The sequence below is a fragment of the Rhizobium sp. Leaf371 genome (assembly GCF_001424045.1).
GTDB lineage: Bacteria > Pseudomonadota > Alphaproteobacteria > Rhizobiales > Rhizobiaceae > Ferranicluibacter.
In genome coordinates, this window is the sequence record NZ_LMQB01000005.1 from 17,163 (window position 1) to 43,908 (window position 26,746).

Below are 26,746 nucleotides of genomic sequence, written 5' to 3' on the forward strand. Positions count from 1 at the left end.
ACGATATCGTATGCGTACAGGTATCACATTTGACGTCGCTGTGGCGGACCGAGCCCGCTTGGAAGCGATTGTTGCAGCGCCGACCTCTGCTCAGAAGCACGTGTGCCGCGCGAAGATCATCTTGATGAGTGGCGACGGTTCGGGAACGGTCGCGATCATGGAGGCAACCGACAAATCGAAAACCTGCGTCTGGCGCTTGCAGGAGCGCTTCATGACCGAGGGCGTCGATGGTCTTTTGCGCGACAAGAGCAGACCGCCCGGCATTGCGCCGCTGGATGGCGAACTCGTTGAGCGTGTCGTCGCACTGACGCTTGAGACGCCTCAACAGGAAGCAACGCACTGGACGGTTCGTGCGATGGCCAAGGTCGTTGGGATTGCAGCCTCTTCGGTCGTCAAGATCTGGCATGAGCATGGGCTGGCACCGCATCGCTGGCGCAGCTTCAAACTCTCCAACGACAAGGCTTTCGCCGAGAAACTGCATGATGTGGTTGGCCTCTACGTCTCGCCGCCGGCCCATGCCATCGTCCCGTCCGTCGATGAGAAGAGCCAGATCCGAGCACTCGACCGGACGCAACCGGGTCTTCCCCTAAAGAAAGGCCGCGCTGGCACGATGACCCACGATTACAAGCGCCACGGCACGACCACCCTGTTTGCCGCCCTCAACATCCTCGACGGCTCGGTGATCGGCCGAAACATGCAGCGTCACCGGCATCAGGAGTTCATCCGTTTCCTCAACGCCATCGAGGCGGAGTTGCCAAAGGATAAGGCCGTCCACGTCATTCTCGACAACTATGCGACCCATAAGCAGCCGAAGGTCCGCGCCTGGCTGGCAAGGCATCCGCGCTGACCTTCCACGTCGTGCCGACATCCTGCTCATGGCTGAACGCCGTCGAAGGTTTCTTCGCCAAACTGACACGTCGGCGTCTCAAGTACGGCGTCTTTCATTCCGTCGTTGACCTCCAGGCCACCATCAACCGCTTCGTGAGAGAGCCTAATCAGGAACCAAAGCCGTTCATCTGGAGAGCAGATCCAGACGAGATCATTGCAGCCGTCAAACGGGGGCACCAAGCGTTGGAATCAATCCACTAGAGTATGACGAACAAGACTGTAGCAACCATACAGCAGGCAATGCGACGCCCTAAAGAAATATCACTCAAGGTTGAGGTTATGATGCGCTATCTGACATGGCCGAAGACAGCAATATTCTTGCCAAGCTCAATGACTACGCCACCCCTCTGGTCAACTCCTTATCCAGGCTGATGATAAATTTCCAGAGCAGCGGGATATCGAAGTGGTCGCCATGCTGCAGCATCCAAGACAAGGCCATCGCAGACGACCATGGCTTCTTGTAGGGGCGCACCGAGGTTAGTGCATCGTACACGTCGCAGATCGCGCTCATCCGGACATAGAGCGAGAGTTCGCCAGCGAAGACACCATCCGGATATCCTTTGCCGTCCATGCGCTCATGGTGATGGCGGCAGATGTCGAGCACGACGCCGGGCAGGTTACCTTGCCGCTTGAGAACATCGTGGCCAATGGCGGGATGCTGCATGATGATCTCGCGCTCTTCTACGGTCAATATGCCCGTCTTAGTGAGAACTTCGGTCGGGATCGACAATTTCCCGATGTCGTGCACCAGCCCTGCAAAGCCGAGCAGATGCGCCAGCGGTTCCTCGAACTGCAGATGGCGCGCGAAATGCACGAGCAGAGCCGACACGGCGACAGAATGGACGAAAGTGACCTTGTCCTTCGATTTCAGCCGGGTGATGTCGAGAAGAATGGCCGGGCTGTCGCCGATCTGGGTCGAGATATCGCCGACGATCCCGGATACGCTCGCGATGTCGATCGGTTCGCCGTTTTGGCTCTGCCTGAACGCGGTTTCGAGCCGCTTGACTGAAGCCTGGACGACCCTGACCGTCGCGCGGCGGCTATCCGGGACAGGCTTTCGGGGAGGGGCAACGCGCGATGGCGGATTTTTGGCGAAACTCCGGCTGGAGCCATCGACATCGATACCCTTTGCAAGGTTGATATAGATACCGGTGATCCGGCTGTTCTTGATCAGGTCGACCTCGGTCTCCGAACGCAAAAGGAAACGGCGCTGGCCGAAGGGATTGTCTTGCCATGCACCCTCGAGCGACTCGATGAACATGCCAACTCGGGCCTCGAGTTTTTCTATGCGCTTTACCACAGTTGTCGTCCTCAAGGTCCTTAACAGTATACGCGCGCCGAGAATTGTTCGCATACACTGCGTCCGCTTTCGTCCCGCCTCTTGTTGAAGGCGGGCTGACTTTAGATGTCATTAAAGATGGCATTGAAAGTAATGACCAGTCAGGTCGTTGACACGGGACCTTGCCGGCAATGCTTCATTGAAAGGAAGTCTCCCGCCCCGCAACGCACCAGCGTGCATGATATTGCTCGCTTGGAGAGAAGTTCGCGGTACGTTGATGAGGCAGCGAGTGCCTAAGCTGCTGACAATGCTGGATCCTGAACACCGAACTTCGTTCGAGGTTGAGAAAGCAGATCATGCCGGCCGGCTGGGCGATGATACCGTCTGCGAAATCCTGGTACCCGAGGATGTCATGTCGGGAACCGGCTGCGACTGATTTGCTTTGGCCATCAGTATGTTTGAGACTTAATCAACCAGGAGACGCATGACCGTCCCGTGCACCTCGGTTACCACGATCGCACTCCGCTCTGTAGGTTCCGCTCTTCGCATTCCGAGTTTCAGGGCCGGGTTGATGACAGGGATCACTGTCCCGCGGAGGTTCATCACTCCAAAAACTTCTCGCGGCGCTTGCGGAATAGAGGTTGCTGGCGCTGATCACCGGATTTCACGAATGGTAACGGCGCGGACGCACAACTCTTGCTTGTCCTGCGTATAGTCTGTTATCGACACGAACGAATGAACCCAATCTGCGACATCAAAACTCTTCCCAACTTTCCAACTTTACGGCAGCATTCCCCCAGGAGGCGCGGGCGACCTTTGCCGTCATCTGCCTCATAGGAGCGACAGATGACCGGGTCGCGGTCATGCTCGATGCCGGCTGCAATGGGCGCGTAGCCGACCCAGAACGAACTTTGAAACGTGAGAGTAGCTGAAACAATTCCTCAGCTTCCCTCGCGAGCCCGTGCGACGCGGCGGACGTTTCCTCGACCATGGCCGCGTTCTGCTGTGTGCCCTGGTCCATCGTATTGACGGCCGTATTGATCTCTTTCAAACCCGTTGCTTGCTCGCGCGCCGCTTCGACAATGGCGCTGACATTGCTGTCGACATGGATGACCTGCCCAACGATCTCTTCGAGGGCCTTACCCGTCTCACCAACGAGCGCGACGCCCTGCTTTACATGGCCGTTAGAGGTGCTGATCAGATCCTTGATTTCGCCTGCAGCTTTGGCCGAACGCTGCGCGAGCTCCCGAACCTCCTGTGCGACAACAGCAAATCCTTTTCCCGCATCGCCCGCACGCGCGGCTTCAATGCCCGCATTCAACGCGAGCAGGTTGGTCTGGAAGGCGATCTCGTCAATCACGCTGATGATGCTGGAGATTTCGTCAGCGGATGTCTCGATCTGGCCCATAGCATTGACCGCTTGGCGCACCACAGAACCAGAGCGCTCGGCGTTTTCCTTGGTTTTGCGCACGAGCTGGCCGGCCTCCTGAGCGCGATGGCTGGAGTCGGATACCGTTGTTGTGATTTCCTCAAGAGCCGCCGCCGTTTCCTCTACAGATGCTGCCTGCTGTTCCGTTCTGCGCGATAGATCGTCGGAGGCCGAACGGATCTCCTGAGATGCAGCGGCGATAGCGGCGGCGTTCTGGCCCACTGCTTCCATCGCGCCGCAAAGCCCCGATGCCGCGCTGTTGAAATCGAGCCGAAGTTTTTCGAGCGTCGGCAGGAAAGGGCTCGTCAGCTGTTGTGTCAGGTCGCCGTCGGCAAGCCCTTGCAGGACGCTCGCGAGGCTGTCGACGTTCTCAACGCGAGTAGTGACATCCGTTGCGAACTTGACAACTTTGAAGACCTTCCCGCTCATGTCGAAGATCGGGTTGTAGGATGCCTGAATGTGAACCTTCCTGCCGCCTTTACCAATACGCAGGAACTCGTCCGCGATGAACTCACCTGCGGCGAGGCGGCTCCAGAAGCGACCGTAGTCCTCGCTGCCGGTATAGCTGCCTTCGCAGAACATTGAGTGATGTTTGCCTTGAATGTCTCCGAGCTGATATCCGAGCGTCGTCAGGAAATTTTCATTCGCGGTCAGGATCTCGCCAGATGGCGTGAACTCGATGACAGCCTGCGCGCGCGACAGCGCATTGATCTTGCCAGCGTCTTCGACCGCCTTCAGTTTTTGGACTGTGATATCCGTGGCGAACTTGACGATCTTGTACGGCTTGCTGCCGCGAAACACGGGATTGTACGATGCTTCAATCCAGATCTCTCTGCCGGTCTTACCAAAGCGCTTGTACTGGCGTTGGTCAGACTTACCATCCGCCAAGCAATTCCAGAACTCTTTATAGTCAGCACCGGCGGCTTCGGTCGGATCGACAAATATTTGGTGATGCTTGCCGACAATTTCATGAAGCTCATAGCCGAGTGCCGTGCAAAAATTCTGATTGGCTGTCAGAATTCTTCCTCCAAGATCGAACTCGATCATCGCTTGAGACTTGCTCATTGCGGCGAGGACCGCACGGGCATCCGACGAGAAACCAAACGACGTCATTCTCAAGATAAGCTCCATGTCTGCGGGAGGCGCCGCTTCAGGACGTTGCCGTCCGTCGCAGGTCTATCTGTACTGCACTGGATCAAGCCGAGGATTGCATTTCAATATGCTCTCACCTCGTTTGATACCCCCAGTTCTAGGAGTGAACTGCAAATGAAGTGTTAAACTTACGAAAGATATTTCAGCTTTCCCTCAATGAGTGCACTCATGAATGATGGTTCGCGTTTTAGCCGCGCCAAATGATCAAATGGCGGCGTGAACGCCAAGTCTACCCCAATCCTTATACGTCAACCGCCATGTCAAATTAGTAGATGAGACCACGCCGGATTGCCTCCGCAATCGCATGGACGCGATTGTTGGCACTAAGTTTACGGATAGCAGTTTTGATGTAACTGTTCACAGTGTCGGCTGTGTAACCGGTCACCTCTGCGATCTCGTCCGTCGTCTTGCCAAAGCTCGCAGACCGCAGGCAAGCAATCTCGCCGTCGATAAGTCTTAGCGTTGGAGCCGAGAATTTGTCCATGATGGGTCGCGTGATCACGCGGTGCATGACGTCAGCCACATCTACCAAGAAGTCCAGTTCGTGGTCTGCAAAAGCAGTCTTGCGTGCGAAAGCGACAGCTCCAAAGACGTTGTCTCCGCGCCTGACGGGAAATAGGGTGCGGTTCAAAACGCCAAACGTTTCCGTCAGGTATTGAAGGCGCCGCGGCGGCGGTGTTTGCGCATAGACATTTTTCTCAATGACAACGCCGGACGCGGATTTTGACGCTTGCACGAACGGATCAATGTCGAGGAGATTGTCTCCATAATAGGCATCCAGGAACGCCGGTGGTATGTCTGTGTCGATCGATTGACCGCTCCCGAAATGATATCCATCAAGATCCAAACCGGATACCGCATAGAAATCAAAATGAACCGCGATGCGAAGCTTTTCGACAAAAGGATGTGCAGTGACATGTCTGCGCTGTGGCAAAGAACGAAGATCGACCGCTCCGTCGAGAACGTCGCTGGAAGATGATGCGCGTGAGGACGGCAATCGAAGAGCTCCGAATATGAACCGCCATCAAATTGGTGGATAAACGTCCGCGGCTTGCTCAAGACATATTACGACTTGAGTTTATTAAAAAGGTTAGAAAGCGACAGTCGACAACCGTGTCCCAGCGCCTGGTGTAGCTGGATTTCATAGCCATCGGTGATTTCCGGTAGGGTCGGATTGCTTAGATCCAACCTGAAGGACACCATCGATGACCGACGACATGATGAACCTGCGCTCACTCGTTGAGAAGAGCGCCGACGCCGATTTGCTACGCGAGATGATCGGCTTTGCTGCCGAGAAGCTGATGGCGCTGGAAGTCGGGGCGAAGACCGGCGCGGGCTACGGCGAGAAGAATGGCTTTCGACTTGCCCAGCGCAACGGCTATCGCGACCGGGACTGGGAGACGCGGGCTGGCACAGTCGAGCTTCGCATTCCCAAGCTTCGCACCGGCAGCTATTTCCCGAGCTTTCTGGAGCCGCGCCGCATGGCCGAGAAGGCCCTGACTGCTGTGATCCAGGAGGCTTATGTCCCCGATCAGCGCCCATGAGACAGAAATGGCTTAATTGAGAAGAGAGGATTTTCGGCACATCGTAGCTCATTCAAAGGAAGCGAAGATGAGACGAAAATCCGGGCCCCAGACATCAGCGGCCGAGAAGACGATCAAGGACATCCGCCGCGCCACGCGCAAGCACCATTCAGCCGAGGACAAATCCGGGTCGTCCTGGAGGGCCTGCGTGGCGAAGACAGCATCGCCGCGATCTGCCGCCGTGAAGGGATTGCCGAAAGCCTGTATTATAGCTGGTCGAAGGAGTTCCTCGAAGCGGGCAAAAAGCGCCGAGATGCGGCGCACGGGTGGCCACGCCGCCACACACGCGCTACACCTCGACATCTGCCGGGCCTTTAGCGGCAACTTCATCGTGCCGGAACAGGCTTCCGGTTTAGGCAGTCAGCCCGGTTTTTCCACGATGACCCCGGAGCCGGGCGAGATGCGGCGGATGGCACTCAGTTCCGTTGCGCGCGGCGCGGATGGTCTTTTGTTCTTCCGCTGGAGGCCGGCGCATTTCGGTGCTGAAATCTACTGGATGGGCGTCATCGACCATGATGACGTTCCCCGTCGGCGCTACCATGAGGCAGCGCAGTTTGCCGGAGACATCGCCCGGATCAAAGACGACCTTCTCGGCAAGACCGTCCGCATGGACGTCGCCATCGCGGGTGCAGATTTCGACAATCAGGAAGCGTACAAAACCTATCCCATGGGCCTGCCAAGCCCGCTCGAGGATGGGACGCGGCTGCACCGCTATTGCTACGACAACGGCATCGCATGCGGTTTCATTCACCCGGCTGACGATCTCTCGCGCATCAAGCTCCTCTACATCCCGCACTGGGTCATGTGGAAAAGCGAGTGGGATGCGAATGTCGAGGCCATCGTGCGCAATGGCGGCACGCTGGTGGTCGGCGCGATGACCGGAACGCGGGACGAGAACAATCACATCCCGCGCACCCTTGCGCCGGGACCTGGCCTCTCGGCACTCTGTGGCGTTCGCGTGGAAGAATTTGGACGTGTCGCAGAACCCGGCGCCGACGGTCTCTTCGGCATGCCGGGTCCGGAACTCGGGCTGAACGTACCGGCTCGGCGTCTGCCCGCCAGTTCGTCGCAGCGTGGCTATCGGTTGGCGATCGGCAACGCCGAATATGACGCTGCGCATCTCTACGAACTTTTCGAGATCGACGAAGATGTCGAAACGCTTGGGCAGTGGAGCAACCGCTTTCTGGGCGGGCGGACCGCTATTTCCCGCCGCAGCGTGGGAAGCGGCCAGGCGATCTATATCGGCACCTATCTGACTGACGTTCTCGTCGGAGCGCTCGCCGAACATCTCTTCGGAAACGCCGGCATCCATCCTCTTGTGCCGAACTTGCCGTCAACCGTTGAGGTCACGCTTCGCGAAGCAGACGACCGCAAGCTCCTGTTTCTTATGAATGCGGACGATGCAACAAGAGAACTGACAAACATCCCCGAAGGGACTGACCTCTTGTCGGGGGATACTGTCTCGAGAAATCTAGTGCTCGGACCTTACGGCTGCGCCGTTATTGGGCTGGCAGGTTGATTGCAACGTGCTCCGCGTCATCGCGCACGGAGCACCGGACAGCTGCGAATCGAGTGGAAGCCACTATGGTTTCCGTGCATGCAGATTTCGGGAAGAACAAAGGAGTTTACTTTCCTTGCACTTCAAGTGAAGAAAACATTAAACGTCGCTTAACGATATTATGCAAATATATGCGAACGGCTTTATCTTGAGGTCAATAGGATCCTTCGGAGAATTCACCCATGACTTTTCTCGACCGTGGTTCCAATGCTGTCGCGGTAGTTGCCGCGCTTTCCAGATCGCAAGCTATGATCGAATTCGATCTGACCGGCAAAATCCTGACCGCTAATGAAAATTTTTGTCGGGCTCTCGGATATGAGCTCTCCGAAATCGTCGGCAAATACCACAGCATGTTTGTAGAGCCGGCTTTCGCCTCATCTCCAGACTACAAGGCATTTTGGGCGAGGCTTACTGCAGGGGACTTTGACCAGCAGCAGTACAAGCGGATCGGCAAAAACGGTAAGGAAGTCTGGATCGAGGCATCCTATAACCCCGTCATCCGTCGCGGCAAGCCGGTGAAGGTCATCAAGATAGCCACAGATATTACGGCCCAAAAACTAAAGGCGGCGGAAGATAACGGCAAGATCGATGCCCTATCGCGGGCACAGGCTATCATCGAGTTTACGCCCACGGGTGAGGTGCTGACCGCCAACGAGAACTTCCTATCGTCTCTCGGGTACTCGCTTGCAGAAATTAAGGGCAAGCTACATTCGATGTTCTGCGAGCCTTCCTATGCAGCATCAGGAGCTTACAGAGATTTTTGGACTAAGCTCGCCAACGGGCAACTGGTCGCCGACGAATTCATGCGTATTGGCAAGGATGGGCGCAAGGTTTATATCCAGGCCTCCTACAATCCAATTTTTGACATGAACGGGAATGTCTTCAAGGTCGTAAAATTCGCGACCGACGTAACGGACCGCGTGGAAAACGTCGACCAACTCGCCGGTTGTCTCACCAGACTGGCCGAAGGCGATCTGTCCCAATCGATAGAAAAGCCCTTCATCCCCTCACTCGAGCGGCTGAGAACGGATTTCAATTCGGCGTCCGGGAAGCTGAAGCGAGCGATGGTGACGGTTGCCGACAATGCCCGGGCCATCTCGGCCGGATCAAATGAAATGCGCAGTGCCGCAGACGATCTGGCGAAGCGGACTGAACAGCAGGCAGCGTCCGTCGAGGAGACCGCTGCGGCCCTTGAGGAAATCACTACCACGGTCAAAGATTCCAGCCGCCGTGCGGAAGAAGCTGGACATCAGGTATCCCGAACCCGTGACCACGCGAAACATTCCGGCCAAGTGGTGCGTGATGCTATCGGTGCCATGGACCAGATCGAGACGTCAGCTCGCGAGATCTCAAACATCATCGGCGTCATCGATGAAATCGCATTCCAGACCAACCTCTTGGCCCTCAATGCGGGGGTCGAGGCGGCGCGTGCTGGTGAGGCCGGCAAGGGTTTCGCGGTCGTTGCGCAGGAAGTACGGGAACTGGCGCAGAGGTCTGCCAAGGCAGCGAAAGAGATCAAAACGCTGATCACAGCTTCAGGTACTCAAGTACAGAATGGTGTGTCTCTGGTGACGAAAGCCGGTTCAGCTCTCCAGGAGATAGCAACTCAAGTTCACGACATCGACGCCAACATCGTAGCGATTGTTGCAGCGGCCCGTGAGCAGGCCACGGCGCTTGGCGAAATCAATCAGGCGGTCAACACTGTGGATCAAGGAACGCAGCAGAATGCGGCAATGGTCGAGGAGCAGACTGCCGCCAGCCATGGCCTCGCTCGCGAGGCCGCCGCACTGTTCGAACTTCTCGATCAGTTCAAATTCAACGATACCACGAGATCGCCTTTGCTCCAGCGTCCTCTTTCTCGACCGCCTGCGGCGCGGGCGGCTGGTTCTTAGAAACCGTGCTGAGGGCCATCTTCGGGAAGCTGCGATGAGTTGTTGATCAAAGGAAATCGCCGCGTTCAAGAATCCCAACCGAATGACTTATTAGTCAGCGGCATAAGTATATGCAGCATTTAGCAGATAGTCGAACCGCGTGGAAACGTGTAGTTTGCCTTTAGCACCCGCTAACACCAATCTTGCTATGGAGCTGTATGATGATCTTTTCGTGATTCCAATTTACTGTCTACCTCATTCTAACAACCCTCGTCGCCATGGGTTTTGCGTGCAGCGCTAACCGTCATGCGGTGTTATCGACATGGGGTCAGGGAAGGTTTTCAACCACCGTGTCGCGGCTGGGCGGTCGAGATAACCTTGCAGGATTACTTTGATCAGCGAGCTTAGGGGTAAGACTGCTGTTTTCGCCGTTGACCACTTACCGGTTCGTGCCCGCGGACGAGGTTGGGCGCTCGAACTACGCCTGTCTTCCTGTTGATCTTGAAGAGCCTCTCAATCGATGATGCAAAACAAAAGAAAGGTTTCACGATGAACAGGCGCGATTTTCTGAAGGCCGATCTTGTTCTTGCGGTTTCGCTAGGAAATGGTTGCTGTCCGCGATCCCGGCGTCGGCCGCCGAAAAGATTCATCAAACGCAAATCAAAACGCTGCTGATTGCCTCTCACCCTTATCCAGAACGTTCTGTCATGATCAAAGGGCTGCAGCAGGCGGCGGAAACCATCCAGGGCGTCGAGGTGCGCAATCTGGAAACCACCTATGGTTTCGACACGCGGGATATTGATGGACAAAGGGAGCGCGAGATTACTCGACTGTACGACCGCATCGTGTTTCTGTTCCCGACGCACTGGTTCAACATCACTCCCATGATAAAAGCCTATCTGAACGAAATTTGGGGAAATGTCGGGCCCGGATTGTGGCAGGGCAAAGAAATGCTGGTGGTGAGTACTGCCGGTGGCGGGAGCAGCACCTACGGCGAAACGGGCCGCATCGGAATTCGACTAGAAGACGTCTTTACCCCGATGAAAGCAAGCGCTCTACACGCCGGAATGACTTACCTTCCGCCGCTGGTCTTTCAAGCTGTTTCTGCGTCGAACCTGGCGCACTATCAAACTCAACTGGTCGAGCGACTAACATATTCGTGATTGTCTTCGAAATGAAACGAGAAGCGGGTGCATCCATTTGCAACTTTAGTTCCCGCGTGCCTAGGGTTTGGCTCGCAGTTGACGAGACATATCCGGAGCGAAAAGCATTAGGACGCTTGGGTTTCTAGGCATCCCCCAAGTGGCCGGGGGCATGGTCGGTGATGCCATTTATATGTCTCGTGACCTGCCACTGAAGTTTCATCCGGCTGCGATTAGAGCCTGGGCGGTTTTTGATACGCCAAATGGCGGGGTGGGAGCAACCGGCGGAAACGCGAAGCTTCCACATTGTGAAGCGTTGGAGCCGGTTGCCGCGATTGTCCCGGCATAGGCTGCCGGGGTCTGGTATCCGAGCGACGAGTGCGGCCGGAAGGTGTTGTAGTCCTCAGCCCATTCGGCAATGGCGCTGCGGGCGTGGTCGAGGCCGAAGAACAGGCTCTCATTGAGCAATTCGTCACGCATGCGGCCGTTGAAACTCTCAACATAGCCATTCTGCATCGGCCTTCCCGGCGCAATGTAGTGCCATTCGACCTTGTGGTCCCTGGACCAGGCCAGGATCGCATTCGAGGTGAACTCGGTGCCATTGTCGGAGACGATCATGCCGGGTTTGCCGCGTCTTTCGACGAGTGTCGTCAGTTCTCGCGCCACACGACGGCCAGAGATCGACGTGTCCGGGATCGCCGCCAAGCATTCGCGCGTAACGTCGTCGACAATGTTGAGCACGCGGAAGCGTCTGCCGCAGGCGAACTGATCGTGGACGAAATCCAGCGACCAGCGGGCATTGGCTTTTGCTTCGACGAGGATCGGAGCACGCGTGCCAACCGCACGACGTCTGGCTTTCCGCTTGCGCACGGAAAGACCTTCCTCGCGATAGAGCCGGTAGATGCGATTGACCCCGGAAGGCTCTCCATCTCGCCGAAGCAAGATGAACAGCCGTCGATAGCCGAACCGTCGTCGCTCATTGGCGAGATCGCGCAGCTTCGTCCGAAGTTCGACCTCTGGCGGTCGACTGGACCGATAACGGACCGTCGTGCGGTCGGTAGATATGATCTGGCAGGCCCGCCGCTCCGAAAGCCCATTGTGACCTTCAGATGCGTGACAGCTTCACGCTTGGCGGCAGGCCCTACCATTTTTTTCCGAGAAGCTCACGAAGAGCGGCAACATCCAGCATCTGCTCGGCCAACAACTTCTTCAGCTTGGCATTCTCGTCCTCAAGCGCCTTCAGACGTTTGGCCTCCGACACTTCCATACCGCCGTATTTGGCTTTCCAGTTATAAAAGGTCGCTTCCGATATTCCGTGTTTGCGGCACAGGTCAGCGGCCTTCGAGCCAGCCTCCTGCTCACGCAGCACACCGATGATCTGCTCTTCCGTAAATCTCTGCTTCTTCATTCGTCCGTCCTTCGTCAGGCCGAACTCTAATCAAGTCTGGAGGAAATTCTCAGTGGCAGGTCAGTGGTCATCGATATGGCGGTTGCGGGTTTTGGCCTGTGTCAAATGCCGCAGTCTCTCGTGCAGCCTTACATCGATCGAAAAGAACTGGTCGAGGTGCTACCGGAGCGGTGTCAGGTGCAGTCGCCATTCAACGCCGTCTGGCCCGCGACCCGTGCGATACTTCCCAGGGTCCGTGTCGTTGTGGATGAGCTGGTTCGACGGGCCAAAGCTGAAACGCTTTAGGAACCAGCCAATGACGAGTTTTCGTCTGATTCCAGGTCAGAGGGACCGCACCACGCTTGCCGAATGGTCCGGCCGCACCGCGACCAGCGAGCGGACCCTGGCCCGCTTGGTCTTCCGGGAAACGGGGATGACGTTCGGCCGATGGCGGCATCAGCTTCATTTGCTTGTCGCGCTGTCCAAGCTGTCAGACGGAGTGCCCGTACAGCAAGTCTCCGATGCGCTTGGCTACGAGTCTGCGACCTCTTTTATTACAATGTTCCGGAAGGCCCTGGGAACGACGCCGTCGCGCTACTTCGACCGTAAAGTCGCCGACTCTGCTAAGGCATAGAAACGGCGCCACTTCCAAATCCTATTTCAGATGTCTTGCGACTCGAGCCTGCGATACATCTCAACGACGTCTTTGCTTGTATACCCTAGGGTATGTTCGCCCTTTCCAAGGGATGCTAGAAACCCATCGCCAAAGGCCTCAAGATGCTTAAGCGAGAGATCCCGCAGTTTGGGTGATCTGCTCTTGACAGCCCTGCCTAGCGCCGCCTCCAATTCTGGTGCCGTCAGTTCGGTGCGGTAAGCAGGCGTGCCTGGCTGCTGCCGCCAGGATTGCGCCAACGGACCAGCGTCAGTCCCGTCGAAGCCCAGATCGTTGATCAAGCCGACGACCTTCGTTTTAGCTGTCTTATCGTCGCCGTAAACCGACATGGCGATCCGGCCGGGTGTGCCCGCCGGCTTTCCCTCGTGCGCCTGGGTGTAGGCCAGCTGATTGTTAAACGCCTTAATGACCGGACGCCCGATCTGCTGCTCAACCCACTGGCTTTCCACCATGCCTTCCTCGATGGCGGGGATCGTTTGGTCACGCCCCGGGAAATAATTCGAGGTATCGACGAGAATGACATCGTCGGGAACGGCGTCGAACAGGCCGTCGGGCAGCGATGGTATGGCGTGGAGCGGGATCGTGGTGACGATCACCTCGACGTCCTTGACGGCGTCCGCTACTGGCACGGCCTGCGCGCCGGTCTCGCGGGCCAGATTGTCAAGAGCACTGGGATCGAAGTCGTTGGAGATCCGGATAGAGTGACCTGCGGCCACCCATTTCTTTGCGAGATTGGCTCCGATCAATCCAGTTCCGATGATGCCGATTTTCATAAATCTTTCCTTTCCTTCGAGAGTGGTGATTCGTAATTCTGCATGTTCCTGCATCCGAGAACGCTCGCACTGCGAGCGAGCGGTCTCGGCGGGGCGTCTCGGTAAACACGAGATGTATGGGCAGGCGTCAGATTGGCCCGGTGTTCAGACGGCCGTCTGGCCGCCATCAACGGGAACGACTGCACCGGTCATGTAGGAGGATGCGTCTGACGCGAGGAACAGCATGGCCTGTGCGATATCCTCGGGCTTCCCGACACGTCCCGCCGGGATGAGGCTTACGGTCTTGTTCACCGACGCCGGATCCTTGGCCAGATGCTCCAGATAGATCGGAGTTTCAATCCCACCTGGGCAGATTACATTGGCGCGAACGCCCTTGCTCGCATATTCGGCGGCAATGACGCGGGTTGTAGCGATAATAGCGCCCTTCGTCGCTGAATAGACGGCAAGGCCCGGCATTCCAACGAGCGCCGTGGCTGACGAGATGTTGACGATGACACCGCCATTCCCCGCAACGAGATGGGGAAGCGTATTTCATGGAAAGCAGCAAGCTGCGGATGTTGACCGCAATGACTTTGTCGAAGTCTTCCTCGCGCGCATCTTCCAGCGAACCCTGTGGGCCTGTAATACCTGCGACGTTACACAGAATGTCCAGTTGCCCGAACTCGGTGATGGCCATGTCGATCATCGCCTGGACATCGTTACTTTTGCTGACGTCGGCCGAGCAAGCCACCGCGCGCTCACCAAGTTCGGCGGCGAGATCGGCCTCTTTTCCGCTGACATCCGCAAGCACGACACGTGCTCCTTCCTTGTGAAAGAGCCTTGCCGCTGCCGCAGCGATCCCGGAGCCTGCGCCCGTGATAAGGGCGACCTTACCTTCCATAATTCCGTTCATTCGTCTTTCTCCTTTTCGATCACGCGTGAGGGTGCGGCATCGTCGTCGCAGTATTGATCCCATCGTCCTGCCGTGCGTCCCGGAGCTACTCAAACCGCGTAAAGAAGCCGCGAGAGCTGGACGATGAAGTCCCCGGCGGGATTTTGACCGGCTTCGAAGCGCTCGAGGTAAACCTTGGAGGCCAAGTCCGACCGCCTACGCGATCGGGCGAGATCAGCCGATGCCAAAGCCTGCGGCAGTTCGGCGAGCGTGACCTCGGTGCAATAGGATGGCGAGCCGGTTTGCTGCCGCCACGATTCCGCGATCGGCCCGGCATCATAGCCGTCGAAGCCAGTGTCCTCGACCAGCGCCATCGTCACGTCACGGTCGCGGGGGCGATCGGCCGCGACCGGGGCCGCGATCCGGTCGGGGTCGCCGGCGGGCCTGCCCTTTTCCGCCAGCGTAACCGAATAGATTGAGTTCCACGCCTTGGCGATCGGACGGCCGAGTTGTGCCGTCACCCAGACGCTGTCGGCCATCCCGTTCTCGATCTCAGCGATCCTGTCGTCGCGCGCTGGGATATAGTTCGACGTGTCGATCACAACCGTTTCGGCGGGAAGGTCGGCGACCAGCGGCGCGATCGCGGGGATGCCGATGAAGGGGATCGAGAGGATTAAAACCTCGACGCCGATGATGGCCTCCTCCCTGGTGACCGCCTGGGCGCCTGTGGAGAGCGCATCTGCATCGACCGTGTCGGGTCCGCGCGAGTTGGCGACTTTTACCTCATGGCCGGCTGCGGCCAGCTTTCGAGCAAGAGTTCTGCCGATGTGGCCGGAGCCTAGAATTCCGATTTTCATGTCTCTTTTTTCCTTTTGAGCACAATCTGGAGGCAGCAGTGCTGGCTGCACCCCGATCCGCGTTGAGGATCATTTTGGAGCAGTGACTTCGCGATTGCGGGTGACGATCTGCTCGTGGCTGAGGGGTGACGTCTCTGCCATGAAGCTCTTGATAAGCGCATCACGGTCCTTCGGAGCACGCGCCTTGTCGGCTTTGGACAGTGCGTCTGTGAGTTCGGGCAACGTCATTTCCGTGCAGTAGGCCGGCGTGCCCGGCTGCTGACGCCAAGAGGCAGCGAGACCGCCGGCATCCAGCGTGTCGAAACCGGCCTCGTCGACCAGTTGCCGCGCGATCGCCTTTGCCTGCGCGTCGTCGCCCGCGACGGGGATCGCAATCCGGCCTGTCGTGCCCGCCGCAGTGCCGCCATTCGCCAGCGTTTCGGCGAGAAGCGCATTGAACGCCTTGACCACAGGTCGGCCCACTTGCTCGCTCGACCAGACGCTTTCCGGCTTGCCGCCATCGACCTCTGCGATGTTCCCGTCGCGGAAGGGATAATAGTTGCCGGTGTCGATCACGACCACGTCCGACGGCACGTCCGCGAAGATGCCAGCTACCTTGGGGATCTCCGCAAACGGGATCGAGAGGATGATCGCCTCGACGTCCTTGACAGCGTCCTGCGCGGCAACCGCCACAGCACCCACTTCTGCCGCCTTTTCCCCAATGTCGTCTGGTCCCTTGGAACCCGCCAGCTTGACGGTGTGACCGGATGCAGCCAGCTTTCGTGCGATGGTGCCACCGATATTTCCTGCGCCGATGATTCCGATTTTCATATTATTTCCTTTCAGTAGTTGTTTGCCGTTCGATGATGGATTGGAGGTCATTGAATTACGCGTGGATCGACCCCGTACTGGGCGGGAGCGCCGAGATGATCGCGTAGGGTGGCACCTTCATAGTCCCGGTGAAACAGCCCGCGCTCCTGGAGGATCGGCACGACGCCATCGACGAAGGCGTCAACTCCATCCTCGTAGATGTCCGGCGAAACCCAGAATCCATCGACGGCGTCTGCCTCGAACCACTCCTGCATATGGTCGGCGGCCTCAACTGCGGGGCCGACAATAACAGGGTGATAATCGATCACGCCGTGGGCAAGCACGTCGCGAAGTGTCCAGCCTTCGCGTACGATTTTAAGCGCGTGCTCTGAGCGCGGATCACCCGGCGATGGGCGAGCTTTGGCGAGTTGGTCCGGCGATAACGGCACGTCGAGCCGGGAAGGATCGAGGCGCAGGCCAAGCATCTGCCCGAGATATGCCGCGCGTTGAGGAAAAGTCCTCTCGCTTAACGCGATCCGGCGATCGAGCCCTTCCCGTTGATCGCTGGCGATCGTCGTCATGAGGCCGGCAAAAAATTTGATCTCGTCCGGGTTGCGCCCAGCACGTTCAGCCGCGTCACGAAACGCTGTGCGCTGCCGACGTGCGTCGTCGATTGTGAATGTGGCACCAATGACGCCATTGGCATAACGACCGGCGAGCTCAAGGGCGTTCGGACTGCCGCCAGCGTGGAAGATGACCGGTTGTCCCTGCTCGGACGGGGGGATGTACAAAGGCCCGCGCGAGGCAACGAACGAGCCGCCCATATTGATAGGAGCGATCTTTTCGGCTTTCGCGAAACGCCCGGTTGCCTGATCGTGTAACCATGCATCATGACCCCAGCTGCCCCAGAGCGCTTGCACCAGTTGCACTGCTTCATGCGCCCTCCCGTACCGGTCCGAGCTGGAAGGCAGGCGCCTACCGTAATTTGCTGCGACGTCTTCTCCACTGGACGTGACGGCGTTCCAACCCGTCCGTCCATGGCTCAAGACGTCCAGCGCCTTAAACTGGCGTGCGAGGTTGAAGGGTTCGTTAAACGTGGTTGATCCGGTCGCGACAAGGCCGATCCGGTTGGTCTCGCGCGCAACAGCCGCCAGGGTGACCATGACGTCGAGATTGAAATTGGGTGGCTCGTTCTCGATATCGCCGACATGTGTCGGACCATCCGGCAGGAAGAGGAACTGAAGCTTTCCGCGTTCGGCCGCCTGGGCGTGCCGTACCTTCGCATCGAAACTGGTGTAACTCCTGGGATCGACCGTCGAGGCACGCCAGGCTCCCGGCAGGTTCCCGTATCCATTGCCCAGATGCATGCCAATTATCATCTGTTTGCTCATCGTATTCTTTTTTCCCTGACAGGAACCATCTGTTAAAGCGCCCGACAGAACATATATGTGGAGAGTATCTCCGATATGATCTGCATATACGGAGAGACTCTCCGATGTTCAAGGGTCGAAAGTCAGAATGCAAGATTTGCCAAAACCGCCGCGGCGCGGGAGAGACGTACAGCAGAACAGAGCGCATATTCTCGATGTGGCGCGACAGGCCTTCGGTAGCGATGGTGTTGATGTTTCCATGGATGCTGTGGCGAAGCTGGCAGGCGTTGGGCCGGGTACGCTTTATCGCCACTTTCCCAACAAGGACGCTTTACTGGCCGCGCTGCTCGTCGATCACTATGAGGCACTGGACATTCGTCGCGTCGAGATCGAAGAACAGGAGTCGAATCCAGCGCGCGTATTGGAGCGCTGGATTGATGCATTGGGAGACTGGATGGTGGCTTATGAAGGCTTGGCCGAGCCACTCCGGGCTGCTTGCAGTAAAGACTCTCCCCTTACCCCGACTTGCGACACGGTCATTGCGACGACCGAACGAGTACTCAATGCTGCACAGCAAGACGGATCAGCACGAAGAACAGTAACCGGCAGGGACGTCTTTCTGGGCGCACTGGCGATCGCCTGGGCAAGCGGGTCTATGGTCGCGAAGGCGGATACACGACACGTGCTTCGCGACGTCCTGCGAGACGGCTGGCTACAACCAAAGTAGCAACTGGCAGTTTGGAGCAACTTTCTATTCGCGTTGGCCGAAGCGGCCGTTGAGAACCTGACATGACGCTTCAAGCGCTGCGTCACGGGGTCGACATGACGCCGGGTGCTCCATGTCAGCTTAAAATGTCGGATGATTGCTCGAGTCGCGCACGCGCCGTAAATGCTGGATCAACGGCTGATCAAAGGCTGTCCATGCGCGACCGCAAACTTAAGGCCGCTGTGGTGAGACCTCTAAAGATTGCCAGCGTTGGAAGCCGGTTCGCTTTTACTACTTTTGATCGGACCACCCAATGTAGCCGTGAACCACTCGACCACCCGATCAATGATCGGTGGCTGATACCAGGTAAGATCACCATGGCCGGCACCCTCTACGAGCACGTATTCCACCTTGTCGCCCTTCTTTTTCAAGGTCTCAAACAGCTGTACGCTTTGCTTTGGTGACACCAGCGTATCGGCACTTCCGTGCATGATGAGAAAGGGCGGTTTACTACCGTCGACATGGCCCATCGGACTTGCCTGTAAGGCCTTCTCAGGATTGCTGGAAATCGAGGCGCCTGGAAAATCCGCAAACGCCGTGCCGTTGACAAGCAGGGCCTCCGTTACTGCCGGCGATTGATGCACTTTCGCGATCGCGTCCGGAAAACCGTCTCCGATCTCCAGAAGATTGGAGATCCCGTACATCGTCACAGCTGCCTGAACGTCGGAAGATTTGTCGAGAAACTGACCCTTGTCGAAGCCCTTTTCGCCGCTCGTCATGCCCATCATCTGCGACACGTATCCGCCGGCGGAATCGCCGAGCACACCGATGCGGGTCGGGTCGATACCATATTCGTCGGCATGTTCACGGAGGTAGCGGATCGCCGCCTTGCCGTCCTCGACAAGCGCCGGATACTTGTTGGGGACCGTGCGGTATTGCGCGGCTGCGACCACGAACCCCGCCTTGGCGAGCGCCATGCGAAGGTCGATGAACTTCTCATGATCGGCTGAGATAAAGCCGCCGCCCGGAAAATAGACGATCGCCGGTTTCAGATCTTTCGTCCGAGGCACAAGCAGCGACATTTCAAGCTGAGTAACGGCACGAACCTGCTTGATCTGCGTATAGACTACACCACTGATTTGATCGATCTGGCCTTGTGTTTTCTCGACGACAACGACCTGCGCACCCTCTGCGTAGCCGGGAAGCGACGTTTTATTATCAGCTTGGGCAAGGCTGGTCGTCAGCATCGATACTCCTAACATTAATGTGCCGATGAGTAGGGGGACAGGCTTCATGTAAATTTCTCCTTAAATAAGTGCTGGATTTCTCAAAGTTCAAAACACAGGAAGGAACAATGCTCTTGATCCTCGCGCCGCGAGGGCCGCTTATTGCGGCTCGCGCTGTTTGGGATGCACGAAGCTCGGCGCTAATCGTTCCTCCCCTAACTGAATTTCGGCAAGGCGTAAAATTAACGATATGTAATTTGATCGCGACGCAATCTTCGAAAGGACTTCGAGTCTCCAGATCGTCCTACTCGCCCAAAGACTTGCGGATCGTCCCAACTTCGAGCGCAGCGTCCTTTATCAAACTGGCTTTCGTTTCGACGCGCTTTCGACCGTTGTCCAGAATATCTCGGCCAATTCAGTCATCCGGTTCCTGGGTCGGATCAGCACGATCTTGACCGGGACCACCCACTTCTCGTCACCCGCGATCGCAAGCTTTCCTTGTGGCTCCAATTCGGAATTGGCAAGGCTGCGTGGTATCCAGGCGACACCTTTTCCTTCGAGTGCCAGCGCTTTCAAGACCATGGCCAAATGAGATGTGAACACGCGAACGAGATGCAATTCGGTGTGTGGCAGGTTGGCGGCAAGTATCCGACCCATGCCTGACTTCTCGTCGAATGACACGTGAGGAACGGGAGCCTCAGACGTGCCGGGTAATCTATGGATCGGCAAGCCATCCTCACCTTTGCTCGCGACTGGAAGAAGAACGTCCTTGGCGAGTTCCACGTGCTTGAAATCCGATTCATGCAAGCGGATTTCGCTGTTTGGATGGAAATGGCAAAGGAGAAACTGCGCTCGGCCTTCCGCCATCATCCTTTCACACTCGTTCATATTATCCGACAGAAGCCGGATCGGAACAGTCGCCACCGAAGAACCCAGACTCTGGACCCAACTGGGAAAAAAGGTGAACGACAAAGCGTGCGTCGCCGCAAATGTCAGGGTCGCAGTGGCGGACCGTTCCTGGTTCAGGTCCTGGGTTGCCCTCTCGATCCTTTGGAGAATATCGTTTGCGGCATCCAGCATGATTTCGCCCGCGGGCGTAATCCTGATGCGGTGCGTCGAACGGTCGACCAGAACTGATCCGCTCCAATCTTCAAGGGCCTTTATCCGTCGACCAAAAGCGGGCTGGGTAATGTTGCGCACCTCCGCTGCCCTTGAGAAATTGTGGGTGTCGGCGAGAGCGCGCAAATCGTGAAGCCAGGCAGTATCCATCTCATCCTCATCACTTACGGCATCAATTGAAGCCGAAACGGCATTGGACCGTCAATCGCTTGTTCGCGAGTGTGTTGCATTGAGGAGTGCCGTTGTTGGAGACGACGGCAAATGGGAGGAAGACAATGAAGTTACTACCGATCATAGCTGCATTTACACTATCCGTCACCCCGGTTTTTGCCGCAGACTACCCGGAACGCAACATATTCATGGTGGTCCCGTACGCAGCGGGCGGGCCGACCGATACCATCGCCCGACTGACTGCAGACGCCATGTCAAAGTCTCTCGGCAAGCAGATCGTCGTGGAGAACGTTGCGGGTGCCGGTGGAACGATCGGTGCCCGGCGTGTGGCAGACGCGGATCCGGACGGCTATACGATACTCGTTCATCATATCGGAATGGCGACCGCTCCCGCACTTTATCGGCAGTTGCCCTATAAGCCGACGGAAGCGTTTGAGCCGATTGGCCTTGTCAGCGACGCTGCTATGACGGTGATTGCGCGCAATGAGTTCCCGGCTTCGACGTTTCAGGAACTCGTCGTCTACATCAAGCAGAACGGAAACAAGGTAACCTATGCCCATGCCGGGATCGGAGCCGCGTCCCACCTTTGCGGCACGTTGTTCATGTCAACCGTCGGCACGCAAATGACGACCGTTCCCTACAAGGGTAATGGTCCGATCATGACCGACCTGCTTGGCGGCCAGATCGATATGACCTGCGACCAGGCGACGAACACTGTCGGTCCGATCACGCAGAAACAGGTGAAGGCATACGCGATCACCAGTGACGCACGCGCTGAAACGCTGCCAGATGTGCCAACGACCACAGAGGCCGGATTGCCCGAATTTAAAGTCGGCGTCTGGCATGGCGTGTATGCGCCCAAGGGCACTCCGAAGGACGTCCTTGACAAGCTGACGTCGGCACTCCAGGCCGCAATGGACGACGCCGTCCTGAAGGAACGCTTCGCGCAGATCGCTACTATGCCTGCGACGAAGGACCAGGCGACCCAGGAGGCGCTCCGTACCAAGCTCGATAGCGAAATCAAGCGATGGGATCCCATCATCAAGGCTGCCGGACAGTTCGCAGATTAACGATGATGGTTCGGCTGCGGGGTAAAGCCCGCAGCCGAACGGAGGGCTTCTATGGATATCAAGAATATTGCCGCCTCCGGCACGCTGCTGGCTGTCGGGATCGGGTTCGGCATTTCATCCATATTTACAATGGATGTCGGATCCGCGCTCAGAATGGGCCCCGGCTATTTCCCTCTGATCCTGTCGATCGTCATTACCGTGATCGGCGTCGTTATCGGAATCAAGGCTCTGAGGGACACTGAAGCCTTTCACCCGCAGATCGCACCCTTGAGGGCTCTGGCGGCCATCATCATCGCGCCGATCCTGTTCGGCCTGACTGTTAGAGGACTGGGGTTTGTGCCGGCAGTGACGCTCACTTCATTGTCTGCGGCAACCGCGGCGACCGGGCAGAGACCGCTCGTCGTTCTCGCCATCACGCTCGGCATCACCGTCTTCTGTCTGGCTGTGTTCTATTATGGCCTCGGGCTTCCCGTCCGTCTTATCGGCCCTTGGTTGGGAGCTTAAGCTATGATGGACCTTATCGGAAATCTAGGGATGGGCCTAAGCGCGGCTCTGACGCCCTACAATATTCTCTTCTGTTTCGTTGGCACACTGCTCGGAACGCTGGTCGGTGTTCTCCCGGGAATCGGCCCAACGGCGACGATTGCCATGCTGCTGCCGATCACCTTGTCTCTTTCGCCCGAGACATCCCTGATCATGCTTGCTGGCATATATTACGGCGCGCAGTATGGCGGCTCGACGACCGCGATCCTGATCAATCTGCCGGGCGAATCCTCGTCGGCCGTGACAGCTCTGGATGGATACCAGATGGCCCGGCAGGGCAGGGCAGGGCCGGCGCTTGCAGCTGCGGCTCTCAGTTCCTTCTTTGCCGGCACCATCGCGACCGTCGTCGTGGCCGCTCTTGCGCCGCCCTTGACAACGATCGCGTTGAAGTTCGGGTCGCCGGAGTATTTCGGTCTGATGGTGCTCGGGCTCGCTGCCTCCATCGTTCTTGCTCGCGGCTCGGTGCTGAAGACGATTGCCATGGTCTCGATGGGCCTCGTCTTCGGGCTTGTGGGAACAGACATCAACACCGGCGCAATGCGTTTCACACTGGGGCGGCCGGAACTGGCGGATGGCCTGAATTTTGTCGCCGTTGCCGTGGGTCTGTTCGGCATTGCCGAAATCCTGCGGAACCTGGAAGCGACGATGGAGCGAACCGCCGTCGTCAAACGCGTAGCGGGTCTCTGGCCCAGCCGCGCGGATCTGAAGGCCATGATCGGGCCGGCATTGCGCGGAACGATGCTCGGGTCTGCCCTCGGCGTCCTTCCGGGTGGCGGCGCGATCCTTGCGTCCTTCGCTTCCTACGCGCTGGAGAAGGAAATCTCCAAAACGCCGGAACGCTTCGGCAATGGCGCGATCGAGGGCGTCGCCGGACCGGAGGCCGCCAACAATGCCGGGGCTCAGACATCCTTCATTCCGATGCTGACCCTCGGCGTACCTGCCAATCCGGTCATGGCGCTGATGATCGGCGCGATGATCATCCAGGGCATCGTGCCAGGCCCGCAGGTGGCAACCGAGCAACCCGTCCTTTTCTGGGGATTGATCGCTTCGATGTGGATCGGCAATCTGCTGCTCGTCATCCTCAATCTGCCATTGATCGGCCTGTGGGTTAAGCTTCTGACCGTTCCCTACACGGTGCTGTTTCCGGCAATCCTCGCCTTCGCGTCGATTGGTGTCTATAGCGTGAACTCCAACACCTTCGATCTCTATGTGATGGCGGCGTTCGGTATCTTCGGCTATGCCTTGTCGAAACTTGATTTCGAGCCTGCGCCCATGCTGCTGGGCTTTGTGCTCGGCCCCCTGCTGGAGGAGCATCTGCGCAGGGCGATGACGATTTCGCACGGCGACGTTTCCGTCTTCTTTACCCGACCCATCAGCGCAGGGCTTCTGACGGTTGCCCTCATCGTGCTGATCGTCGCCTTTCTCCCCAATATCGCGAGACGTCGCAACCAGGTCTTCGTCGAGGAAGACTGATCGAATTGGAGCATGACTTTGGAAAACAGAACTAACCGCATACACAAGATCGCCTCCATCGCCGGAGACGGAATCGGCAAGGAAGTCGTACCAGAGGGCCTGCGAGTCCTTGAAGCGGCCTCGAAGAGGTTTGGCTTCAATCTACAAATCGACACCTTCGACTTCGCCTCCTGCGATTACTACGTGAAGCATGGGCAGATGATGCCAGAAGACTGGAAGGCGCAGATCGGCAGCCACGACTCCATCTTCTTCGGCGCTGTCGGCTGGCCGGAGATCGTGCCCGATCATATTTCGCTGTGGGGTTCGCTCATTCAGTTCCGGCGCGAGTTCGACCAGTATGTCAGCCTGCGGCCAGTGCGGCTGATGCCGGGTGTGACCTCGCCGCTCGCCGGCAGAGGACCCGGCGATATCGACTTCTATGTTGTGCGCGAGAACACGGAAGGTGAATATTCATCCGTCGGCGGGCGCATCTTTCCGGGAACCGAACGGGAAACTGTTTTGCAGGAAACGGTGATGACGCGCATCGGCGTCGATCGGATCCTCAAGTTCGCCTTCGATCTCGCCCAGACCCGCCCCCGCAAGCGGCTGACATCCGCCACCAAGTCTAACGGCATCTCGATCTCGATGCCCTATTGGGACGAGCGGGTCGAGGAGATGGCCAAGTCCTATCCCGATATCACCTGGGACAAGTATCATATCGACATTCTGTGCGCCCATTTCGTGCTCAACCCGGACCGCTTCGATGTCGTTGTCGCTTCGAACCTCTTCGGCGACATCCTGTCGGATCTGGGACCGGCTTGCACGGGCACGATAGGCATCGCGCCATCGGGAAACATCAACCCGGAGCGGAAATTCCCCTCGCTCTTCGAACCCGTCCACGGGACGGCGCCGGACATCGCGGGGCAGGGCATTGCAAATCCGATCGGACAGATATGGTCGGCAGCGATGATGCTGGATCATCTCGGAGAGCATGAAGCAAGCGCGGCCGTCATGGCAGGCATCGAAACGGTTCTCGCCGATGAGAGGCTGCGGACACGCGACCTGGGCGGCAAGGCGGACACCGTAACGTGCGGAAAGGCCGTTGCGGACAGTCTCGGGTAATATGCATTGCTGCAGCAGTGAATGTGCCAGCAACAGAGCCATGAAGCTGAATTTGCATTGGAATATGCGATTTTGTGAAGGTGAACAAGGCCATTAACCTCGAGTAATCTGGAGTTCTCAGCAAAGTCTTCGGCCGCCTCGTTGCAAATGGCAATGCCGAAATGGCATCAATAGAAATCGTCAGAGCATTGGAATTTGCAGCTGCGGCTGGCTACCAAGGAGGCAACAGTCCGGTCGTCTGATCGCTACGAAGTTGCGGCGGAGCGCCACCATTCGCTATCTATTTTAAACTAAAACAGAGGTTAAAATGCGTATCATCGACGTCTGCGAAGTCACCAAACCAATCGCTTCGCCCATCCGCAACGCCTATATCGACTTCTCGAAGATGACGGCGAGCCTCGTCGCCGTTGTCACCGATGTTGTGAAGGACGGCCGTCGGGTCGTTGGCTATGGTTTCAACTCGAACGGCCGTTATGGCCAGGGCGGCTTGATCCGCGAGCGGTTCAAGGACCGCATCCTGCAGGCAGACCCGAACAGCCTGATCAACGATGAGGGCACCAACCTCGATCCGCACAAGATCTGGTCGACTATGATGATGAATGAAAAGCCCGGCGGTCATGGAGAGCGCTCGGTCGCCGTCGGAACGCTCGACATGGCGATCTGGGATGCGGTCGCGAAGATTGAAGGCAAACCTCTGTTCCGCATGTTGGCCGATATGAAGGGCCGTGAGGCCAACCCGAAGGTCTTCGTCTACGCCGCTGGCGGCTACTACTACCCCGGCAAGGACAACAGCGCGCTGCGCAAGGAAATGCGCGGCTATCTCGATCGCGGCTACAATGTGGTCAAGATGAAGATCGGCGGCGCCTCCATCGACGAAGACCGCGCCCGCATCGAATCTGTGCTGGAGGAAATCGGTTCCGAGGCGAAGCTCGCGGTGGACGCGAACGGTCGCTTCGATCTGGAGACCGGCATCGCCTACGCCAAGATGCTGCGCGACTACCCGCTGTTTTGGTACGAGGAAATTGGGGACCCGCTCGACTATTCGCTGCAGGCCGCGATCTCCGAGTTCTACGACGCTCCGATGGCAACTGGCGAGAACCTCTTTTCCCACCAGGATGCCCGCAATCTGTTGCGCCACGGCGGCATGCGCCCTGACCGGGACTTCCTCCAGTTCGACTGCGCTCTTTCTTACGGTCTAGTCGAATACCTGCGCACGCTCGAGGTTCTGCGCCAGTTCGGCTGGTCGCCGTCGCGCTGCATCCCGCATGGCGGTCACCAGATGTCGCTCAACATCGCCGCCGGTCTCGGCCTCGGCGGTAACGAGAGCTATCCAGATCTCTTCCAGCCCTATGGCGGCTTCCCGGACGGCGTGAAGGTCATCGACGGCCACATCACAATGCCGGAACTGCCGGGCATCGGGTTTGAAGGCAAATCCGACCTGATCAAGGTCATGCGCGAACTCGCCAAGTAACGGAGTTTATGCGAGGAAGGCATGCCGCTCCCCGCATTTTCCGATCGAGCGCCGCAAGCAATTATCGATGACATGCGGCATGCGCGCGGATCGGCTGGGCACCCCTCCATGTGCCATGAGGCGACCCACAATTGTCGTGCCGCCTCATCAAGTTTCCTTGGCCCATTTGAAAGATCGACAGCTCCCTGCCGAGAATGGGATGTAGTCAGGGACGAAATGGGTGTCATGAAACGACCGTTAACAT

The 26,746-nt window shown here is 57.6% G+C and carries 19 protein-coding genes and 7 pseudogenes; 13 read left to right on the top strand and 13 right to left on the bottom strand.

The features are described 5' to 3' along the window. Positions 1-10 precede the first annotated feature (10 nt). Positions 11-1,089: pseudogene (locus tag ASG39_RS07125) on the top strand (IS630 family transposase). Between the two features lie 133 nt (positions 1,090-1,222). Here the strand turns inward: ASG39_RS07125 and ASG39_RS07130 are convergent. From ASG39_RS07130 to ASG39_RS07145, 4 genes and pseudogenes are all read right to left on the bottom strand, one after another. Beyond that, positions 1,223-2,242: an HD-GYP domain-containing protein gene (locus tag ASG39_RS07130; RefSeq protein WP_082477026.1), complete on the bottom strand. Its 1,020-nt coding sequence runs from the start codon at positions 2,240-2,242 to the stop codon at positions 1,223-1,225. 256 nt (positions 2,243-2,498) lie between these two features. Next, positions 2,499-2,896 (bottom strand): annotated as a pseudogene (locus ASG39_RS24765) (chemotaxis protein CheW); the annotation flags it as partial. A gap of 25 nt (positions 2,897-2,921) precedes the next feature. Continuing rightward, on the bottom strand, positions 2,922-4,709 hold the full coding sequence (locus ASG39_RS07140) for a PAS domain-containing methyl-accepting chemotaxis protein (RefSeq protein WP_062594384.1): 1,788 nt from the start codon (positions 4,707-4,709) through the stop codon (positions 2,922-2,924). A gap of 304 nt (positions 4,710-5,013) precedes the next feature. After that, entirely contained in the window at positions 5,014-5,745 is a 732-nt protein-coding gene (locus ASG39_RS07145) for a LuxR C-terminal-related transcriptional regulator (protein ID WP_062594359.1), read from the bottom strand. 208 nt (positions 5,746-5,953) lie between these two features. Between ASG39_RS07145 and ASG39_RS07150 the strand changes: the two are divergent. From ASG39_RS07150 to ASG39_RS07165, 5 genes and pseudogenes are all read left to right on the top strand, one after another. After that, positions 5,954-6,274: pseudogene (locus tag ASG39_RS07150) on the top strand (transposase); the annotation flags it as partial. 85 nt (positions 6,275-6,359) lie between these two features. After that, positions 6,360-6,580: pseudogene (locus ASG39_RS23695) on the top strand (transposase); the annotation flags it as partial. 4 nt (positions 6,581-6,584) lie between these two features. Continuing rightward, positions 6,585-7,850 (top strand): beta-galactosidase trimerization domain-containing protein, encoded by a 1,266-nt coding sequence (locus tag ASG39_RS07155; protein WP_156468055.1) that lies wholly within the window; start codon positions 6,585-6,587, stop codon positions 7,848-7,850. A 221-nt stretch (positions 7,851-8,071) separates the two neighbouring features. Then, on the top strand, positions 8,072-9,781 hold the full coding sequence (locus tag ASG39_RS07160) for a PAS domain-containing methyl-accepting chemotaxis protein (RefSeq protein WP_062594360.1): 1,710 nt from the start codon (positions 8,072-8,074) through the stop codon (positions 9,779-9,781). A gap of 587 nt (positions 9,782-10,368) precedes the next feature. Continuing rightward, positions 10,369-10,923: an NAD(P)H-dependent oxidoreductase gene (locus ASG39_RS07165; RefSeq protein WP_062594361.1), complete on the top strand. Its 555-nt coding sequence runs from the start codon at positions 10,369-10,371 to the stop codon at positions 10,921-10,923. A 198-nt stretch (positions 10,924-11,121) separates the two neighbouring features. On the opposite strand, the pseudogene ASG39_RS07170 reads toward ASG39_RS07165, so the two are convergent. Next, positions 11,122-12,310: pseudogene (locus tag ASG39_RS07170) on the bottom strand (IS3 family transposase). 328 nt (positions 12,311-12,638) lie between these two features. On the opposite strand from ASG39_RS07170, the pseudogene ASG39_RS07185 reads away from it, so the two are divergent. Beyond that, positions 12,639-12,923 (top strand): annotated as a pseudogene (locus tag ASG39_RS07185) (helix-turn-helix domain-containing protein); the annotation flags it as partial. Between the two features lie 26 nt (positions 12,924-12,949). On the opposite strand, the gene ASG39_RS07190 reads toward ASG39_RS07185, so the two are convergent. The 6 genes and pseudogenes from ASG39_RS07190 to ASG39_RS07215 all read right to left on the bottom strand — a co-directional run bounded on the left by ASG39_RS07190 (position 12,950) and on the right by ASG39_RS07215 (position 17,643). Then, complete coding sequence (locus ASG39_RS07190; protein WP_277995954.1) at positions 12,950-13,849, bottom strand: NAD(P)-binding domain-containing protein; 900 nt, start codon at positions 13,847-13,849, stop codon at positions 12,950-12,952. Between the two features lie 30 nt (positions 13,850-13,879). Further along, the gene (locus tag ASG39_RS24670; protein WP_347360155.1) at positions 13,880-14,227 is read right to left on the bottom strand and encodes an SDR family oxidoreductase; all 348 of its coding nucleotides are present in this window, start codon (positions 14,225-14,227) and stop codon (positions 13,880-13,882) included. 85 nt (positions 14,228-14,312) lie between these two features. Then, positions 14,313-14,690: pseudogene (locus ASG39_RS24675) on the bottom strand (SDR family NAD(P)-dependent oxidoreductase); the annotation flags it as partial. A gap of 26 nt (positions 14,691-14,716) precedes the next feature. Continuing rightward, positions 14,717-15,514 carry an NAD(P)-binding domain-containing protein gene (locus ASG39_RS07205; RefSeq protein WP_277995953.1) on the bottom strand — a complete coding sequence of 266 codons (798 nt, stop codon included), beginning with the start codon at positions 15,512-15,514 and terminating at the stop codon, positions 14,717-14,719. 18 nt (positions 15,515-15,532) lie between these two features. Next, on the bottom strand, positions 15,533-16,324 hold the full coding sequence (locus ASG39_RS07210; protein ID WP_156468057.1) for an NAD(P)-binding domain-containing protein: 792 nt from the start codon (positions 16,322-16,324) through the stop codon (positions 15,533-15,535). Continuing rightward, the gene (locus ASG39_RS07215; RefSeq protein ID WP_062594370.1) at positions 16,321-17,643 is read right to left on the bottom strand and encodes an NtaA/DmoA family FMN-dependent monooxygenase; all 1,323 of its coding nucleotides are present in this window, start codon (positions 17,641-17,643) and stop codon (positions 16,321-16,323) included. The genes ASG39_RS07210 and ASG39_RS07215 overlap by 4 nt, the downstream gene beginning before the upstream one ends. A gap of 127 nt (positions 17,644-17,770) precedes the next feature. Here ASG39_RS07215 and ASG39_RS07220 point away from each other — a divergent pair, with 127 nt between their 5' ends. Continuing rightward, a complete protein-coding gene (locus ASG39_RS07220; RefSeq protein WP_062594371.1) occupies positions 17,771-18,349 on the top strand; it encodes a TetR/AcrR family transcriptional regulator in 579 nt (192 codons plus the stop codon). 233 nt (positions 18,350-18,582) lie between these two features. Here the strand turns inward: ASG39_RS07220 and ASG39_RS07225 are convergent, their stop codons facing one another. Both ASG39_RS07225 and ASG39_RS07230 read right to left on the bottom strand, forming a co-directional pair. Beyond that, positions 18,583-19,575 carry an alpha/beta hydrolase gene (locus ASG39_RS07225; protein ID WP_156468058.1) on the bottom strand — a complete coding sequence of 331 codons (993 nt, stop codon included), beginning with the start codon at positions 19,573-19,575 and terminating at the stop codon, positions 18,583-18,585. A gap of 336 nt (positions 19,576-19,911) precedes the next feature. Further along, positions 19,912-20,823, bottom strand: coding sequence for a LysR substrate-binding domain-containing protein (locus ASG39_RS07230; protein WP_062594373.1), 912 nt, complete (start codon positions 20,821-20,823; stop codon positions 19,912-19,914). A 125-nt stretch (positions 20,824-20,948) separates the two neighbouring features. Between ASG39_RS07230 and ASG39_RS07235 the strand changes: the two genes are divergently transcribed. The 5 genes from ASG39_RS07235 to ASG39_RS07255 all read left to right on the top strand — a co-directional run bounded on the left by ASG39_RS07235 (position 20,949) and on the right by ASG39_RS07255 (position 26,502). Further along, positions 20,949-21,914 (top strand): tripartite tricarboxylate transporter substrate-binding protein, encoded by a 966-nt coding sequence (locus ASG39_RS07235; protein WP_062594374.1) that lies wholly within the window; start codon positions 20,949-20,951, stop codon positions 21,912-21,914. A 51-nt stretch (positions 21,915-21,965) separates the two neighbouring features. Then, a complete protein-coding gene (locus tag ASG39_RS07240; protein WP_062594375.1) occupies positions 21,966-22,418 on the top strand; it encodes a tripartite tricarboxylate transporter TctB family protein in 453 nt (150 codons plus the stop codon). 6 nt (positions 22,419-22,424) lie between these two features. Beyond that, positions 22,425-23,930 carry a tripartite tricarboxylate transporter permease gene (locus ASG39_RS07245; protein WP_062594385.1) on the top strand — a complete coding sequence of 502 codons (1,506 nt, stop codon included), beginning with the start codon at positions 22,425-22,427 and terminating at the stop codon, positions 23,928-23,930. A gap of 18 nt (positions 23,931-23,948) precedes the next feature. After that, positions 23,949-25,031: a tartrate dehydrogenase gene (locus tag ASG39_RS07250; RefSeq protein WP_244481157.1), complete on the top strand. Its 1,083-nt coding sequence runs from the start codon at positions 23,949-23,951 to the stop codon at positions 25,029-25,031. Between the two features lie 307 nt (positions 25,032-25,338). Beyond that, positions 25,339-26,502, top strand: coding sequence for a mandelate racemase/muconate lactonizing enzyme family protein (locus ASG39_RS07255; RefSeq protein ID WP_062594377.1), 1,164 nt, complete (start codon positions 25,339-25,341; stop codon positions 26,500-26,502). Positions 26,503-26,746: the final 244 nt, after the last annotated feature.

What these genes read in the sequence shown, in the direction of transcription:
- ASG39_RS07220 (WP_062594371.1), top strand. Translation starts at nt 17,771, where the DNA reads ATGCAAGATTTGCCAAAACCGCCGCGGCGCGGGAGAGACGTACAGCAG.
- ASG39_RS07235 (WP_062594374.1), top strand. Translation starts at nt 20,949, where the DNA reads ATGAAGTTACTACCGATCATAGCTGCATTTACACTATCCGTCACCCCG.
- ASG39_RS07210 (WP_156468057.1), bottom strand. Translation starts at nt 16,324, where the DNA reads ATGACCTCCAATCCATCATCGAACGGCAAACAACTACTGAAAGGAAAT.
- ASG39_RS07130 (WP_082477026.1), bottom strand. Translation starts at nt 2,242, where the DNA reads ATGCGAACAATTCTCGGCGCGCGTATACTGTTAAGGACCTTGAGGACG.
- ASG39_RS07225 (WP_156468058.1), bottom strand. Translation starts at nt 19,575, where the DNA reads ATGCTGACGACCAGCCTTGCCCAAGCTGATAATAAAACGTCGCTTCCC.
- ASG39_RS07155 (WP_156468055.1), top strand. Translation starts at nt 6,585, where the DNA reads ATGCGGCGCACGGGTGGCCACGCCGCCACACACGCGCTACACCTCGAC.
- ASG39_RS07255 (WP_062594377.1), top strand. Translation starts at nt 25,339, where the DNA reads ATGCGTATCATCGACGTCTGCGAAGTCACCAAACCAATCGCTTCGCCC.
- ASG39_RS07230 (WP_062594373.1), bottom strand. Translation starts at nt 20,823, where the DNA reads ATGGATACTGCCTGGCTTCACGATTTGCGCGCTCTCGCCGACACCCAC.
- ASG39_RS07240 (WP_062594375.1), top strand. Translation starts at nt 21,966, where the DNA reads ATGGATATCAAGAATATTGCCGCCTCCGGCACGCTGCTGGCTGTCGGG.
- ASG39_RS07160 (WP_062594360.1), top strand. Translation starts at nt 8,072, where the DNA reads ATGACTTTTCTCGACCGTGGTTCCAATGCTGTCGCGGTAGTTGCCGCG.
- ASG39_RS07245 (WP_062594385.1), top strand. Translation starts at nt 22,425, where the DNA reads ATGGACCTTATCGGAAATCTAGGGATGGGCCTAAGCGCGGCTCTGACG.
- ASG39_RS07140 (WP_062594384.1), bottom strand. Translation starts at nt 4,709, where the DNA reads ATGACGTCGTTTGGTTTCTCGTCGGATGCCCGTGCGGTCCTCGCCGCA.
- ASG39_RS07215 (WP_062594370.1), bottom strand. Translation starts at nt 17,643, where the DNA reads ATGAGCAAACAGATGATAATTGGCATGCATCTGGGCAATGGATACGGG.